The organism is Pandoraea sp. 64-18, from assembly GCF_001899225.1.
GTDB classification, from domain to species: Bacteria; Pseudomonadota; Gammaproteobacteria; order Burkholderiales; family Burkholderiaceae; genus Pandoraea; species Pandoraea cepalis.
Genome location: NZ_MKVU01000020.1, coordinates 165,998 through 180,409, shown reverse-complemented (window position 1 = coordinate 180,409; position 14,412 = coordinate 165,998). Strand labels below are relative to the sequence as shown.

Sequence of the window (14,412 nt, the reverse complement as noted above, 5' to 3'; positions counted from 1 at the left end):
TCGTTCGTCGGGACGCGCGGGCCATTACGCGGACTGTGCCGCCAATTCCTGGACGCGTCGTTGCAGACCGGGTTTGTAGCCGAAGTGAAAGAACACCTCGGCCATCAGGAACATCGGTGCGATAAAGATCTGGAAGACGTTATCGAGCAGCGCGGGCTTGCGGCCCTCGAAATGATGGCCGATCAACTGAACGATCCAGCCGCCGACGAACAGCACGCCAAAGACCGTCAGCGCCCACGGCCACGACAAGGTGGCCAGGTGCTGTGTGATGGCCAGCAGCGCGGCGAAGAAGGCCGTCATGGCAAGTGCCAGCGGGACATCGAGCAGGAAGTAATACATCAGCAGCACCAGCACGATCACATGCGCGACATTCAAGCCGCTCGGGCCTAGCGGCAGCGCTGAGAGCGCCTGCATCACGGCCAGCATGATCATGGGAACGCCGAAGAAATGGGTCAGACGATTCTTGGGACTGCGGTGATAGCGCTGGTAGAACGACATCTGTTGCGCCAGTGATTTCATGCCAGCCTCCTGCCATGGGGACGGGAAGAACGCGGGATCGCCACCGACAGCCTCGGCGATTGAACCGACCGCAAGTGCGTTCGGATTTCCATTGTAGTCATCGCCGTAACGACAGTTTGTTGCGTTGCGGCAATTCGACTCACCCCGTTGATGCGCCGGGAGCGACACTCCCTGACATTGGCAAAAAAGGCGGCCCAGGGTGACCTGGCCGCCTTTCTCTACGTCGTCGTTCGCGCCGACCTGACCCCGGGCGCAGCGAATGCCGCACGGAGTCAAAGGGGCGACGCTCGCGTGCTTACTTCAGTGCCTCGAACACGCGCGCACGAATTTCGTCCACGCTGCCTTGCCCCGAGATCTTGCGATACTGCGGTGCCTCGACGGTCGCGCCCGGGCTGCCATGCTTCGCCCAATCCGAGTAGTACGCCACGAGCGGCTTGGTTTGCGATTCGTACACGCTCAGGCGTTTCTTGACGGTGTCTTCCTTGTCGTCGTCGCGCTGCACGAGCGGTTCGCCGGTCACGTCGTCCTTGCCTTCGACCTTGGGCGGGTTGAACGTGACGTGGTACGTACGACCCGATGCCGGATGCGTGCGTCGACCGCTCATGCGTGTGATGATTTCGTCGAAAGGCACGTCGATCTCGAGCACGAAGTCGATGGCGACACCGGCGTCCTTCATGGCTTCCGCCTGCGCAATCGTGCGCGGGAAGCCGTCGAACAGGTAGCCGCTTTTGCAGTCGTCGGCGCTCAGGCGCTCACGCACCATGCCAATGATGACGGCGTCCGGCACGAGGTCGCCCGCGTCCATGTAACGCTTGGCTTCGAGGCCAAGCTGCGTGCCTTCCTTGATCGCGGCGCGCAGCATGTCGCCGGTCGAGATTTGCGGGATGCCGAATTTCTCTTTGATGAAAGTGGCTTGGGTGCCCTTGCCGGCCCCGGGTGCCCCCAACAAAATCAGACGCATCAATGACTCCTGAAAGTTTGTGATTTGTGAATGCTGTGCGTGCGGCAGGCAGGCGCGTCCCCGGGATTCGGCGGCGGTTGCGGGTCGTGTGACCGGCCAACCGCGCTGCGCGCAGGCGACGCGTCGGCAGGGCGCGTCGCGCGCGGCCGGGGAGGCTGCTCGCGAGAATCAGAGCGATTATGCCACGATGAGCCCGTCTGGCGGCGTTTTGCCAACCAATGGGCGTCGTACCGGTGCGATTTCCGGGACAAGCGCGCGAGCGATTGGCCGGCGTGCCAACGCCGGCATTCGTGCTGGATCGGGCGTTAGTTCCGCAGCAGCGCGCGAACGCGTTCGAGATCATCCGCTGTGTCCACGCCCGGCAGCGGGGCGTCGGCAGTCACGAGCACGGCAATGCGCTCGCCATGCCAGAGGGCGCGGAGTTGTTCGAGCGATTCGGCGGTTTCGATCGGGGCCTGCGGCAGGCTCGGATAAGTGCGCAGGAATTTGGCGCGATAGGCGTAAAGCCCGATGTGACGAAAGACGGGCGTGGTCGCCGCGGGTAACGTTGCGGTGTGGGCAAGCCCGGCGGACCATGCATCGCGCGACCACGGAATCGGCGCGCGCGAGAAGTAGAGGGCGCGGCTATGGGCGTCGAGCACGACCTTGACCACATTCGGCGAGAAGATCTCCGCGTTGTCGGTGATCGGATGCGCCGCCGTCGACAGGGCACATTCCGGGTGCTCGGCCAGATGCGCCGCTACCGCGTGCACCAGACGCGGATCGATGAGTGGCTCGTCGCCCTGCACATTGACGACGATCGTGTCGTCGGGCCACCCCTGCTGGACGGCCACCTCGGCGAGACGATCGGTGCCAGTCGGGTGATCCGCACGCGTCAGGGCGACATCGAAGCCGTGCGCGGCGACGGCATCGGCCACACGCTGTGAGTCGGTCGCGACGACCACCTGACACGCCCCCGATTCGCGCGCCCGCTCGGCCACGCGCACGACCATCGGCTTGCCGCCGATATCGGCGAGCGGCTTGTTCGGTAGACGCGTCGACGCGAGACGCGCCGGCACGACGGCGACAAAGTCGACGGTGTTCATCGAATCGCTCACGATGCCGGCTTGTCGCCGCTCAGCGGCACGGGCGTACCTTCGACGGACTGGCGCGCTTCATCGGCCAGCATGACGGGAATGCCGTCCCGAATCGGGTAAGCGAGCTTGTCGGCGTGGCAAATCAGCTCCTGGGCTTTCTTGTCGTACTCCAGGGGGCCCTTGCACAACGGGCAGACGAGAATCTCAAACAGTCGGTTGTCCACGCAATTTCTCCACTACCAGGGATACGAGGCGCGCGTCGAGCGCTGCCTCCGCAGGCACGGCCCACACGCGTGGGTCGGACCAGGTGACGCATTTTACTGCATCCTTTTCGGTGATCAGGATGGCATCGGCCGCGGCGCCGTCGAACGGATTCGTCGCAAAGTCGTAATGGTCGGGCAACGCCAGCGTCTCGATCTGCAGACCTGCGCCACGCAGCGCCGCGAAGAAGCGCTCGGGCGCGCCGATACCGGCCGCCGCCAACACGCGTTTGCCCGAGAAGTGCACCAGCGCCCGGGTCAGGCTCGGCTGGCTTACGCACCAGGCATCGCCCAGCGTAAGTGTCAGCCGCCAGGTGTCGGGCCACTGGGGGAGCGTTTTGCCGTAAGGGTCGTTGATCAGATTGGCGTCGCGTCGCCGCGAGAGCGGTTCGCGCAACGGTCCGGCGGGCAGCAGGAAGCCGTTGCCGCCCAGCCGGTGGTCGAAGACGGCGATTTCAACGTCACGCGCGAGCGCGTAATGTTGCAGGCCGTCGTCACAAACGATGACGTCGCATGCCGGATGCGCGGCCAGCAGCGCGCGGCCACCTTCGACACGCGACGGCCACACCCACACCGGCACCCCCGTGCGCTTGGCGATCAGCAGCGGCTCGTCGCCGACCGCGTCGGGGCGTGCCGTTGGACTGACTTCGGTCGGACGTGGCAGCGTTGCCCCGTATCCGCGCGACAGAACGCCGGGCGTATAGCCGAGCGCGCGCAACGCGCCGACCAGCGCGATGACAGTCGGCGTTTTACCGGTGCCCCCGACGGTGAGATTGCCGACGACGACGACCGGAACCGGCAGCCGCGTCGACGTTCTCCATCCCTGGCGAAAGCTCAGGCGCCGCCAGGCCGCCATGGCGGCAAAAACCCACGATATCGGCCACAGCAGCCAGGCGAGGAGTCCTCGTCGCTGCCACTGGGCGCTGACCCAATGCACCAACGAGCCCGACAGACGCGGCACCAGTGCGCGCGAGCGCACGCCCGCGGCATGGCTGGGGTGTGATGAAGGTGTCGTCATCGGGACAGTTGACCCGCCGCGCCGTGGGCCGTCGTCGAGCGTGCGGCGAACGTCAGGCGAGACAGACCGGCCTCGCGGGCGGCTTCCATGACGTTGATGACCGACTGATGCGCGCTTTTGGCGTCGGCATTGATCACGACGACCGGCGACTCGGCGTCGGTGTTCGCGGGACCGGCCGCTTGACGCAGCGCTGTCGTAAGGCTCGCGACATCGCGCTGCGCGAGCGCGTGCCGGTCAATGGCGTAACTGCCGTCGGCGCCGACCGAGACCACGATCTGACGTGGCGGCACGACGGCCTTCTGTGCATCGGCCGTCGGGAGGTTGACCTTCAGCGCCGTGTAGCGCGTGTAGGTCGTGGTGACCATCAGGAAGATCAGAATGACCAGCAGCACGTCGATGAGCGGGATCAGGTTGATCTCCGGTTCGTCGCGTGTGGAGAGACCTCGACGGAAATTCATCGTGCGTCCCTCGGATCAATGCCGCGGCAGCGTGGCATCGAGGAAATGGACCGCCTGCGTCTCGAGTTCGACCAGGAACGCGTCGACACGGGTGCGGTAGTAACGATAGAAGATCATCGCGGGAATCGCGATCATCAGACCGAAGCCGGTGTTATAGAGCGCAACCGAAATGCCGTGCGCCAATTGCGCGGGATCCGTGCCCGAGGCGTCTTGCGCACCAAAGATTTCGATCATGCCGACGACGGTGCCGAACAGGCCCATCAGCGGTGCGACCGACGCGATGGTGCCCAGCGCGGGCAGAAAACGCTCCAGTTCGTGCGCGACAGCACGTCCGGTCTCTTCCAATGCTTCTTTCGCGCCTTCACGTGGACCCTGCGGGTTGTGGGCGACGTAGCGAACGCCGGTGGCGAGCACGCGCCCGAGCATCGAGCCGCGCGCCAACGCGTCGGTCGCGTCTTGCTTGCCCGAACCACGCCTGGCGAGCGTGATGGCATTTTCGAGCACGCCGCTCGGCAGCACGCGGGTGCGGCGCAGCGACAGGGCGCGCTCGACGATCAGGGCGAGCGCGAAAACGGAGGCGATGAGAAGCGGCCAGATGGGCCAGCCGGCGGCCTGGATAACGGCAAACAAGGACGACCTCTTACTTATTGCGGGGGATCGGGCAAACGAGTCCGAACTGTAGCTTGCAGGGGGGGGATGGGCAAGCACCGTTTTCCACACCACAGGCGCACAAGGATGTGGAAAAGCTTGGGATACATTCAGCAACTGATTGATGCGACGTGATTTTTTCCTCCGTGATGAAAAAATGGGCAGGAAAACGTTTCAGAAATGAACATATCCGCAAACTCACGATTCCCAGTCAATCGCCGCGCGCCTGTGGATAACTATGTGAACATGTCGGCGAATCAAGCGATCGCGTGACGATCGCGTTGATATCGCTTCGCCGCATCGCCGCGAAGCGCTCCGCAAGGGCCGATAAATCAAGGGTTTGGCATCGGGGCGAAGGAAAAATGCGGCGACCGGGCGAGAAAACCCTTAAATTAGCGGGCCTGTGGACAGTTTTTTGCCGGCAAACACGCATGAACTTATCTTTCGACGACGCCCGGCCCGCTGGTGGCGCGGATCGCGTGCTAAGTGTTTCGGATTTGAACAAAGCCGTGGCCGGCGTGCTGGAGCGGAGCTTCCCCCTGGCATGGGTCAGCGGTGAAATTTCGAACTTCACGCGCGCGGCGAGCGGCCATTGGTATTTCTCGATCAAGGATGCGCAAGCGCAAATGCGCTGCGTGATGTTTCGCGGCCGCGCCCAGCACGCCGATTTCTCGCCGAAGGAGGGCGATCGGGTCGAAGTCCGCGCGCTGCTCTCCATGTATGTACCGCGCGGGGAGGTGCAGCTCAATGTCGAAGCGATCCGCCGCGCCGGGCAAGGCAATCTGTATGAGGCGTTTCTGCGACTCAAGGAAAAGCTGGCGGCGGCCGGGCTGTTCGACGCGGCGCGCAAGCGTGAGTTGCCGCGCTATGCCCGTCGCATTGGCGTCGTAACGTCGCTGCAGGCGGCAGCCCTGCGCGACGTGTTGACGACGCTCGCCCGGCGCGCACCGCACGTCTCGGTCGTGGTGTATCCCGCCCCGGTGCAGGGCGCCGATGCCGCCATGCGGCTCGCGGCGGCACTCGACACGGCCAACGCCCGCCGCGAGGTCGATACCCTGCTGCTTTGCCGGGGCGGCGGTGCGATCGAAGACCTGTGGGCATTCAACGAGGAAGTGCTGGCCCATGCCATTGCGCGCAGCGAGTTGCCCGTGGTGTCCGGTGTGGGGCATGAAACCGATTTCACCATTGCCGACTTTGTGGCGGACGTTCGGGCGCCCACGCCGACGGCGGCGGCGGAGCTGATCAGTGCGTCGCGCGACGAATGTTTGCGCGAGCTCGACCGTGAGCGCCAACGTCTGACGCGGGCCATGTGGCGCATGCTCGAGCAACGCGCCCAGCAGCTCGACAGTGTGTCGCGCGCGCTGGTGTCGCCGCGCGAGCGTCTGGCGCGCCAGCGGGGCGAACTGGCGCACTTGGCCGATCGGTTGCGTCACGCGCTTGAGCGCCCGTTGGCCCAGCGCCGCGGCCGCTTCGAAATGCTGCGCCTGCGTCTGACGCGTGCCGTGCCCGGCATCGCCCCGCAACACGAGCGCGTTGCGCTCCTCTCGCAGCGCCTGCAAAACGCGATGTCACGCCGCACGGAGCGCTCGGTACAACGGCTGGCCGATGCCACGGCGCAACTCGAGCTGCTCAACCCGCGCCGCACGCTGCAGCGCGGTTATGCCGCCGTGCTCGACGCCAAGGGACAGCCGTTGCGCGACCCCCGCAAACTCCAGCGCGGCCAGCACGTGACGATGCATCTGGCCGACGGCGCGGCCGATGTGGGTATTGGTGATGTTCAGGTCAGGCTAGACGATACTTTTTAGCGGGGCTTGGTACGGCAATCCGGGGCAATCGCGGGCATCATGCGTCGATCAGGCGGTATTGGCCAGCAATCGTCGCGTTGCAGCCACCCGGTGCGGCCCGGCGAGTAACCGTGCGGTTTGCGGGGTTATCGCATCTGCCCTAGAATCGATGGCTCCGGATAACGCAAAATCGGGTTCCCCTCAGAGCACAAAGGACAATCGCCATGGAACACAAGCTCCCTGAACTGCCGTACGCCATCGACGCACTCGCGCCGACCATCTCCAAGGAAACGATGGAGTATCACTACGGCAAGCATCACCAAGCCTATGTGACCAACTTGAACAACCTGATCAAGGGCACCGAATTCGAAAGCGCCAGCCTCGAAGACATCATCAAGAAGTCGTCGGGCGGCGTGTTCAACAACGCGGCGCAGGTGTGGAACCACACCTTCTTCTGGAACACGCTGTCGCCGAAGGGCGGCGGTGCGCCGTCGGGCGATCTGGCCAAGGCCATCGACGCCAAGTTCGGCTCGTTCGACGCGTTCAAGGAAACCTTCTCGAAGTCGGCCGTCGGCAACTTCGGTTCGGGCTGGACGTGGCTTGTGAAGAAGGCCGACGGGTCGGTCGACATCGTCAACACCAGCAACGCCGCCACGCCGCTGACCGGCGCGGACAAGCCGCTGATCACGATCGACGTGTGGGAACACGCGTACTACATCGACTACCGCAATGCCCGTCCGAAGTTCGTCGAGGCATTCTGGAACCTGGTCAACTGGGACTTCGCCGCAAAGAACTTCGCGTAATCGAGGCCCCGGACGTTGCCGGTCGACGTCGGCAACGTGCCAACGAGGTGACGTCAGGCGCCCGACCCGAGCGTCCGGCGTCACCGGCAAAAAGAAAGCCCACCGCTCGCGGTGGGCTTTCTTTTTACTGCGGTTGCCAGACTGTAGGCATCTGCCCTGGGCTTGATGGCAATCAATATTTGCGGATCTGCGCGTCGTTAGAGTGTGCGTTTCAAACTCACCGAACAATGTATGCCCGACCCTGCGCCAACGCACGCCATCCCCGTGGCGAGCGCCTCTTGCACCCGCGATGCCTCGCGGGCAGCGACCGGTCGCGACGCCTCGCACGACCGCACACAACCCCACTCGCACCGCCACTGGCTCGCAGACGCCCGTCTCATGCGCAGCCTGCCGCCCGCAGCGTGGGCACTCTTCCGGTTGGCCGAACATAAGCGCGGCGGCACCGCGACCCACATGTGGCGTGTCGGCGCGCTCACCTGGCGTTTCGCCCAAGCGTTGGGGATCCCAGCGGTCGAGGCGCAGGCCCTCGGGCTCGCCGCCGCGCTGCACGACACCGGCAAGCTGTGTGTTCCGAACGCGATATTGGAAAAGCCGGGCAAGCTGACGCCCGATGAGATTCGCGTGATGCGCATGCATCCGCAATCAGGCGCCGACATACTGAGCACGCTCGGCGGCGCAGCCTGCGCGTTGGCCGCGACGGTCGCCCGCACGCATCACGAGCGTTACGACGGCGGTGGCTATCCGGGTGCGCTGTCGGGAAATCGTATTCCCCTGGCGGGACGGATCGTAGCGCTGGTCGATGTGTTCGACGCGCTCGCGAGTCACCGTCCGTATCGCGCGGCACTCAGTCCCGCGCAGATCGTCGAGGCGATGCTCGCGGAGCGCGGGCGTCACTTCGATCCATGGCTGCTGGATCGTTTTCTCGAGCGCTCGCTCGGACCGGCGTTGCGGCTATCGAGCGGCGCGTACTGAGCGCAACGCCATCATTCAGCGCGGCAGGCCGGAGATCTTTGCGCCGGGGCCGATGTGTTTGCTTTTGAACCAGCCTTGATTCATTTCCAGTGCGTAACGCACGGCGGCACGCGGGCAATGATTGTCTTCGGTCTGCGGCGCCATGTCTTCGATGTTGACGATCGTGCCGTCGTCGGCCAGGAACGCGATCGACAGTGGCAGATCGGTGTTCTTCATCCAGAAGCAGTGACCGGCGCGTTGTTCGAACACGAAGAGCATGCCGGCGTTGGCGGGCATCGTCGTGCGATACATCAGGCCCTGTTCGCGGTCGGCCTCATTCGCGGCGACCTCGGCCTTGATGAGATACATGCCGGCGGAGAGCTGAACGGTCGGGAACTGCCCGGCCTGCTTGATTTGTGCCGAGGCGCTGGCCGGCGCGATTGCCAGGAAGGCGGCGGTAGCGGCAAACGTGGCGCTGGCGGCGAGCGCGGCCAGTTGACGTGGAATCCGGATCACAAACGGCTCCTGGAAAGATCGGGGGAACGTCAGGTACGTGGCGAGCCATTGTAGCCGCCGGGCGAAAAAAAAGCAGGCTGCGTGAGCAACCTGCTTATTACCATGCGTTGCGCAGCGAGGCTGCGCGACGTGGTACTTACTTGCTGGCAGCAGCCGGAGCTTCAGCAGCAGCAGCCTTCTTGGCCGACTTCTTGTGCGACTTCTTGTGGGCCTTCTTGTGGGTCGACTTGGCAGCCGGCTTCGTAGCGGCAGCCGGAGCAGCAGCGTCAGCGGCCGGAGCCGAAGCTTGGGCGAACACGCCCGTTGCGAACAGGCCAGCGACCAGGGCAGCGATCAGTTTTTTCATGAGATTCCTCGTTGGAGCTCGATGTTGGGGTGATGTACTCGTTGACCCGCGAAGTGAGTCACTTCCTATAACGTCCGTTCAGGACATCGGTTGACAACCCGCTCGCGGATTTTTTCGGTGAAACGTATTACGGCTTGTTACCGACGGCCGGTTGCTTGGTGGCCGGCTTCTTGTGGTGATACTTCTTGTAGTGATGCTTCTTGTAGTGATGCTTCTTGTGTTTGGGGGCCATTTTCGCGGGGGCTGCGCGATCGGCCGCCGGTGCCGACATCGCGGGCGCCGCTGCTGCGGGTGCCGCCGGTGCGACGGGCGCCGTGGCCGGCGCCGATTGTTGGGCCATCGCGGCGCCGGACACGATCAGCCCGGCGGTCAGTGCAAGCAGCAGTTTCTTCATGACTTGGTTTCCTCGTTTCTGAGTGGTGCGTATGTTGCGCACCTGTTCCCTCAACGAGGTGAACGACGGCTTCGTTGACCGGGAAGTGTAAGTATTTGTTGCGGCAACTCGCACCATTGTCCCGGGACAAGCTTCAACGAAAAGACGTCAACCGGGCCGATCGCAATGCGAACCAGTCGCAGCGTCGGTTTGCCGACGGCGGCGGTCATGCGTCTGACCTGGCGGTTCTTGCCTTCGACGAGCGAGATTTCCAGCCAGTGGGTCGGGATGCTGGCGCGATAGCGGATCGGCGGGTGACGTGGCCAGAGCTGGGCGGGCTCAGCGATCTCGCGTGCTTCGCACGGCAGCGTGACGAAGTCGCCCAGATCTAGGCCGGCGCGCAGACGTGCGACGGCCGCCTCGTCGTACTCGCCCTCGACCTGCGCCCAATACGTCTTCGGCAATTTGCGTTCCGGCTCCGCGATGCGGGCCTGCAGACGACCGTCGTCGGTGAGCAGCAGGAGTCCCTCGCTGTCGGCGTCGAGCCGTCCGGCCGGATAGACGCCCGGGCGCGTCACGCACTCGGCGAGCGTGGGACGTGTCGGATGCGGCGAAAACTGGCAGATCGTGCCGAAGGGCTTGTTGAGTGCGAGAAGTGTCATACCAAGGGAAGAAAATCGGAAGTTGCCGATGCCGTCGGGCGCGATCGGCGCTCGACCCGGGCTCGACCCCATGGCGCTACGCCCGCCGAGCGCGTACGGCGCTGGTCAGCCCCGTCATGTTAATGCATAATCGAGATCGCCAGTCTTATGTCTTATATAAGACTTGATTTGCGTCAACGCGCCCTACGACGCTGTGACTACAATAAAGCCGTAATGCGGCGAGCGGTGGCATCCTTCACCCCGTTTGACGCGCACAGTCCGATTCATCCCATTGGAGCCCACCATGTCGTATCAGCACATCAAGGTCCCGGCAGGCGAGAAGATCACGGTCAACCAGGATTTCTCCCTGAACGTGCCCGACAATCCGATCATCCCGTACATCGAGGGCGACGGCACCGGCGTGGATATTACGCCGGTGATGCTCAAGGTCGTCGACGCGGCAGTGGCCAAAGCGTACGGCGAGAAGCGCAAGATCCATTGGATGGAAGTCTATGCCGGCGAGAAATCGACGCGCGTTTACGGACCGGATGTATGGCTGCCCGATGAAACGCTCCAGGTTGTCAAGGACTACGTAGTATCGATCAAGGGGCCGCTGACCACCCCCGTGGGCGGTGGCATTCGATCGCTCAACGTCGCGTTGCGCCAGCAGCTGGACCTTTATGTGTGTCTGCGTCCGGTGCAGTACTTCAAGGGCGTACCGTCGCCGGTGCGTCATCCCGAGAAGATCGACATGGTGATCTTCCGCGAGAACTCCGAGGACATCTACGCGGGCATCGAGTGGGAGGCGGAATCGGCCGGCGCGAAAAAACTGATTGCCTTCTTGCAGGACGAGATGGGCGTGACCAAGATCCGCTTTCCGCAGACGTCGGGGATCGGCATCAAGCCGGTCTCGCGCGAGGGTACCGAGCGACTGGTGCGCAAGGCGATTCAGTACGCGATCGACAACAATCGCGACTCGGTGACGATCGTTCACAAAGGCAACATCATGAAGTTCACCGAGGGCGGATTCCGCGATTGGGGATACGCGCTCGCCAAGAACGAATTCGGCGCGATGGAGATCGACGGCGGTCCGTGGTGCAAACTGAAGAACCCCAAGACGGGCAAGGAGATCACGATCAAGGACTCGATCGCGGATGCATTCCTGCAACAGATTCTGTTGCGCCCCGCAGAGTACGACGTGATCGCCACGCTCAACCTGAACGGCGACTACATCTCCGATGCGCTCGCCGCGCAGGTGGGGGGCATCGGAATCGCCCCGGGGGCGAACCTGTCCGACTCGGTTGCGATGTTCGAAGCGACGCACGGCACGGCGCCGAAGTACGCGGGCAAGGACTACGTGAATCCTGGATCGGAGATTCTCTCGGCCGAGATGATGCTGCGGCACATGGGCTGGACGGAAGCGGCGGATCTGATCATCGCGTCGATGGAAAAGTCGATCCTGTCGAAGCAGGTGACCTATGACTTTGCCCGCCTGATGGAAGGGGCGACGCAGGTGTCGTGCTCGGGCTTCGGCAACGTGATGATCGCCAACATGTGACGCGCCACGGGGTTGCCGCTGATTTGCCGCCGCTCGTTTGGCAACGCCGACGCTTCCGTCCGGGGGCGCTCGGCCTAGTGCACGACGACGGTGGTGCTCACGCGGTGGTCGCCGGTGCTTGGCACACGGCTCGTCAGTTCGCGCGGAAAACCGACGGTCCAGACGACGGTGTCCGTGCCCGGCGACGATCCCGCCTGATACCAGACGACCATGCCGGGAAAATGCATCGTCTCGCAGCGTTGTCCGTCCGGAACCACATAGTCGATCCATTCCGGCGTGACTTTACCGAGTGCGGGCGTCGAGTCGAGTTCGAACGTCGGCTGGCCCAACGAGCGGCACAGCACACTGAAGTTGGGTTGTACCCAGATCGCGACCTTCTCGCCGACGCCCACGCTTACCGCGAGGGTCGGCGGAGGATACGCTGACTGTGCATGCGCCGCGCCCGCCGTCAGCAGGCACGCGACGAGTACCATGACTCGCCATGCGGTCGTCGTGGTGTCCATGCCGGACCTCCCAACCCCCCTTTTGCGGCCAACACGTGGGCGTTCTCCTTGCCCGCACAAGTCGTCGGTACAACGCTTTCATTACAGTGCATGCGTACGCGTAACGCAAGGGACGGGCGCGCAGCGCGCCGATCCGCGCGACCCGCTCGGTCTTCGACTCGGTAGCCTCACGCATGGTTGGTCGCAATGCGCACGGGGGAGCGATGCTGTCGAGGCCACTCACCGCCCGTCGAAATACGCGGCTAGGCGTTGGGCTTCGAACGCGTGGACAACGTGATCCACGAACACGCGTGTCCGCAGTGGCAGCTGTTTCTTGTTCGAATAGTAGATGGACACCCCGCCGTATTCCTCGAACCAGCCCGGCAACAGCCGTTGAATTCGACCGGACGCGAGCAGGGGCGCGGCATGCGGCATCGGTAGCAACGCCACGCCATAGCCCAGCGCGACGGCGTGCGCCATCGCCTCCGGGTCGTCGAAAATCATGCGGGTTCGCGCCTCGACGTTGACCCGCTCACCGATCGCGTTTCGCAAATCCCATGCGCGCAGCCGCCCCGACGTTCCGGAGCGCCGGACGATCGCGTCGAACGTCGCGAGTTCGGCGGGATGCCCCGGTACCTGACGCGCGCGCATATAGTCGGCCGACGCGCAAATCACGGCGTACGTCGGTGCCAGGCGCCGGGCGATGACGCCGGGGGTGAGTTCGATACCGCCGCCTATCGCGGCGTCGAAGCCCTCGCTCACCACGTCCACGCCCCGGTTGTCGAATCGCCAATCCGGCACGACATCCGGATAGCGGGCAAGAAAGTCGCCCAGCAGCGGCACGAGATACTGGCGGCCGAAGGCGTGGGCCACGCTCACCTTGAGGATCCCGGACGGGGTGCCTTCGCGCTCGGCGGCGCGTGAAAAGGCGTCGTTCAGGGCCGCGAACGGGCCATCGACGTCCAGCAGGAATCGCTCGCCGCCCGCCGTCAGTGTCAGGCTGCGAGTACTGCGGTGAAACAGCCGCAAGCCGAGCTGCCCCTCCAGCCGCGCCACATTCTTGCTCACCGCTGCAGGGGTCATCCCCAGTCGTCGCGCGGCCGCCGAGAAACTGCCCGCACGCGCACTCAGGACGAATGATTCGATCAGATGCAAGGCGTCCATCGTTCATCTATTCCGTTGGGTTGAAAGTGATGATATGGATTATGGTCTAGTTGAGGTGTAATTTGCTCGCGATACTGGCTTCACCTCTTAACCGAATGGAGCAATGAGATGGCAACGAACTTTCGAGGCAAGGTGGCTTTCGTGACAGGCGGCTCGCGCGGTATCGGCGCGGCGATCGTGCAGCGGCTCGCGCACGGCGGTGCGGCGGTCGCGTTCACATACAAGGGATCGAAGGCCGCGGCGCAGGATCTGGTCGAGCGCATTGAGGCGTCCGGCGGGCGTGCCATGGCCTTGCATGTGGATGCAGCAGACGCCACCGCCCTGACCCAGGCAATCAACGACGCCGCCCACGCGCTCGGCAAGATCGACATTCTGGTGAACAATGCCGGCGTGTTTTCGATGGCATCGGTGGCCGACCTTGCGCTGGAAGAATTCGACCGCATGCTCGATGTGAACGTGCGCGCTGTGTTCGTGGCCTCGAAGGCGGTACTCGCGCACATGGGCGAGGGCGGTCGCATCATCAATATCGGCTCGTGCAACGCGGAGCGCATGCCGTTTGCGGGCGCCGCGACGTATGCGATGAGCAAGGCGGCACTGGTCGGCCTGGTCAAGGGCATGGCGCGTGACCTTGGGCCGCGCGGCATTACGGTCAACAACGTGCAGCCGGGCCCGACGAATACCGACATGAATCCCGCCACCGGGGATTTCGCGGCGACCATGCACGACCTGATGGCGCTCAAGCGTCATGCGCATCCCGAGGAAATCGCAGCGATGGTGGCTTATGTCGCCAGCGACGAGGCGGGTTTCGTGACGGGTGCCAGCCTGACCATCGATGGCGGTTTCAACGCGTGATT

The 14,412-nt window shown here is 64.0% G+C and carries 18 protein-coding genes; 5 read left to right on the top strand and 13 right to left on the bottom strand.

Features of this window, described 5'->3' with window-relative positions; all coding sequences use genetic code 11:
• Positions 1-24: 24 nt before the first annotated feature.
• The 7 genes from BGP02_RS17875 to BGP02_RS17845 all read right to left on the bottom strand — a co-directional run bounded on the left by BGP02_RS17875 (position 25) and on the right by BGP02_RS17845 (position 4,922).
• Positions 25-519 (bottom strand): Mpo1 family 2-hydroxy fatty acid dioxygenase, encoded by a 495-nt coding sequence (locus BGP02_RS17875; RefSeq protein ID WP_261938046.1) that lies wholly within the window; start codon positions 517-519, stop codon positions 25-27.
• Positions 520-814: 295 nt separating this feature from the next.
• Positions 815-1,480 (bottom strand): adenylate kinase, encoded by a 666-nt coding sequence (gene adk / locus BGP02_RS17870; RefSeq protein WP_261938047.1) that lies wholly within the window; start codon positions 1,478-1,480, stop codon positions 815-817.
• A gap of 305 nt (positions 1,481-1,785) precedes the next feature.
• Positions 1,786-2,565: a 3-deoxy-manno-octulosonate cytidylyltransferase gene (gene kdsB / locus BGP02_RS17865; protein ID WP_130027944.1), complete on the bottom strand. Its 780-nt coding sequence runs from the start codon at positions 2,563-2,565 to the stop codon at positions 1,786-1,788.
• Between the two features lie 8 nt (positions 2,566-2,573).
• A complete protein-coding gene (locus BGP02_RS17860) occupies positions 2,574-2,780 on the bottom strand; it encodes a Trm112 family protein (RefSeq protein WP_017232748.1) in 207 nt (68 codons plus the stop codon).
• Entirely contained in the window at positions 2,761-3,834 is a 1,074-nt protein-coding gene (lpxK, locus tag BGP02_RS17855; protein WP_286798930.1) for a tetraacyldisaccharide 4'-kinase, read from the bottom strand. The genes BGP02_RS17860 and lpxK overlap by 20 nt, the downstream gene beginning before the upstream one ends.
• On the bottom strand, positions 3,831-4,292 hold the full coding sequence (locus tag BGP02_RS17850) for an ExbD/TolR family protein (protein ID WP_286798929.1): 462 nt from the start codon (positions 4,290-4,292) through the stop codon (positions 3,831-3,833). Before BGP02_RS17850 ends, lpxK begins: the two co-directional genes overlap by 4 nt.
• A 15-nt stretch (positions 4,293-4,307) precedes the next feature.
• A complete protein-coding gene (locus BGP02_RS17845; RefSeq protein ID WP_017232751.1) occupies positions 4,308-4,922 on the bottom strand; it encodes a MotA/TolQ/ExbB proton channel family protein in 615 nt (204 codons plus the stop codon).
• Positions 4,923-5,371: 449 nt separating this feature from the next.
• Between BGP02_RS17845 and xseA the strand changes: the two genes are divergently transcribed.
• The 3 genes from xseA (at position 5,372) to BGP02_RS17830 (ending at position 8,499) form a co-directional block, all read left to right on the top strand.
• On the top strand, positions 5,372-6,745 hold the full coding sequence (gene xseA, locus BGP02_RS17840) for an exodeoxyribonuclease VII large subunit (RefSeq protein WP_261938051.1): 1,374 nt from the start codon (positions 5,372-5,374) through the stop codon (positions 6,743-6,745).
• Positions 6,746-6,948: 203 nt separating this feature from the next.
• Positions 6,949-7,527 (top strand): superoxide dismutase [Fe], encoded by a 579-nt coding sequence (gene sodB / locus BGP02_RS17835; protein WP_017232754.1) that lies wholly within the window; start codon positions 6,949-6,951, stop codon positions 7,525-7,527.
• Between the two features lie 231 nt (positions 7,528-7,758).
• A complete protein-coding gene (locus tag BGP02_RS17830) occupies positions 7,759-8,499 on the top strand; it encodes an HD-GYP domain-containing protein (RefSeq protein WP_157211385.1) in 741 nt (246 codons plus the stop codon).
• Between the two features lie 15 nt (positions 8,500-8,514).
• Here BGP02_RS17830 and BGP02_RS17825 read toward each other — a convergent pair whose 3' ends face one another.
• From BGP02_RS17825 to BGP02_RS17810, 4 genes are all read right to left on the bottom strand, one after another.
• Positions 8,515-8,994 (bottom strand): DUF192 domain-containing protein, encoded by a 480-nt coding sequence (locus BGP02_RS17825; protein ID WP_410007527.1) that lies wholly within the window; start codon positions 8,992-8,994, stop codon positions 8,515-8,517.
• A 136-nt stretch (positions 8,995-9,130) separates the two neighbouring features.
• Positions 9,131-9,340, bottom strand: coding sequence for a hypothetical protein (locus BGP02_RS17820; protein WP_130026851.1), 210 nt, complete (start codon positions 9,338-9,340; stop codon positions 9,131-9,133).
• Between the two features lie 127 nt (positions 9,341-9,467).
• Positions 9,468-9,734, bottom strand: coding sequence for a hypothetical protein (locus BGP02_RS17815; protein WP_017232758.1), 267 nt, complete (start codon positions 9,732-9,734; stop codon positions 9,468-9,470).
• 50 nt (positions 9,735-9,784) lie between these two features.
• On the bottom strand, positions 9,785-10,375 hold the full coding sequence (locus tag BGP02_RS17810) for a pseudouridine synthase (protein WP_286798928.1): 591 nt from the start codon (positions 10,373-10,375) through the stop codon (positions 9,785-9,787).
• A 283-nt stretch (positions 10,376-10,658) separates the two neighbouring features.
• Here BGP02_RS17810 and icd point away from each other — a divergent pair, with 283 nt between their 5' ends.
• On the top strand, positions 10,659-11,912 hold the full coding sequence (gene icd / locus BGP02_RS17805) for an NADP-dependent isocitrate dehydrogenase (protein ID WP_017232760.1): 1,254 nt from the start codon (positions 10,659-10,661) through the stop codon (positions 11,910-11,912).
• 74 nt (positions 11,913-11,986) lie between these two features.
• Here icd and BGP02_RS17800 read toward each other — a convergent pair whose 3' ends face one another.
• Positions 11,987-12,415, bottom strand: a complete 429-nt coding sequence (locus BGP02_RS17800; protein ID WP_017232761.1) for a hypothetical protein — start codon at positions 12,413-12,415, stop codon at positions 11,987-11,989.
• Between the two features lie 219 nt (positions 12,416-12,634).
• Positions 12,635-13,558, bottom strand: coding sequence for a LysR family transcriptional regulator (locus BGP02_RS17795; protein WP_150562628.1), 924 nt, complete (start codon positions 13,556-13,558; stop codon positions 12,635-12,637).
• A gap of 108 nt (positions 13,559-13,666) precedes the next feature.
• On the opposite strand from BGP02_RS17795, the gene BGP02_RS17790 reads away from it, so the two are divergent.
• On the top strand, positions 13,667-14,410 hold the full coding sequence (locus tag BGP02_RS17790) for an SDR family oxidoreductase (protein WP_261938054.1): 744 nt from the start codon (positions 13,667-13,669) through the stop codon (positions 14,408-14,410).
• Positions 14,411-14,412: the final 2 nt, after the last annotated feature.

Coding starts and splice junctions, on each gene's coding strand:
- BGP02_RS17875 (WP_261938046.1), bottom strand. CDS start 519: ATGAAATCACTGGCGCAACAGATGTCGTTCTACCAGCGCTATCACCGC.
- adk (WP_261938047.1), bottom strand. CDS start 1,480: ATGCGTCTGATTTTGTTGGGGGCACCCGGGGCCGGCAAGGGCACCCAA.
- kdsB (WP_130027944.1), bottom strand. CDS start 2,565: ATGAACACCGTCGACTTTGTCGCCGTCGTGCCGGCGCGTCTCGCGTCG.
- lpxK (WP_286798930.1), bottom strand. CDS start 3,834: ATGACGACACCTTCATCACACCCCAGCCATGCCGCGGGCGTGCGCTCG.
- BGP02_RS17850 (WP_286798929.1), bottom strand. CDS start 4,292: ATGAATTTCCGTCGAGGTCTCTCCACACGCGACGAACCGGAGATCAAC.
- xseA (WP_261938051.1), top strand. CDS start 5,372: ATGAACTTATCTTTCGACGACGCCCGGCCCGCTGGTGGCGCGGATCGC.
- sodB (WP_017232754.1), top strand. CDS start 6,949: ATGGAACACAAGCTCCCTGAACTGCCGTACGCCATCGACGCACTCGCG.
- BGP02_RS17830 (WP_157211385.1), top strand. CDS start 7,759: ATGCCCGACCCTGCGCCAACGCACGCCATCCCCGTGGCGAGCGCCTCT.
- BGP02_RS17820 (WP_130026851.1), bottom strand. CDS start 9,340: ATGAAAAAACTGATCGCTGCCCTGGTCGCTGGCCTGTTCGCAACGGGC.
- BGP02_RS17815 (WP_017232758.1), bottom strand. CDS start 9,734: ATGAAGAAACTGCTGCTTGCACTGACCGCCGGGCTGATCGTGTCCGGC.
- BGP02_RS17810 (WP_286798928.1), bottom strand. CDS start 10,375: ATGACACTTCTCGCACTCAACAAGCCCTTCGGCACGATCTGCCAGTTT.
- icd (WP_017232760.1), top strand. CDS start 10,659: ATGTCGTATCAGCACATCAAGGTCCCGGCAGGCGAGAAGATCACGGTC.
- BGP02_RS17800 (WP_017232761.1), bottom strand. CDS start 12,415: ATGGACACCACGACGACCGCATGGCGAGTCATGGTACTCGTCGCGTGC.
- BGP02_RS17795 (WP_150562628.1), bottom strand. CDS start 13,558: ATGGACGCCTTGCATCTGATCGAATCATTCGTCCTGAGTGCGCGTGCG.
- BGP02_RS17790 (WP_261938054.1), top strand. CDS start 13,667: ATGGCAACGAACTTTCGAGGCAAGGTGGCTTTCGTGACAGGCGGCTCG.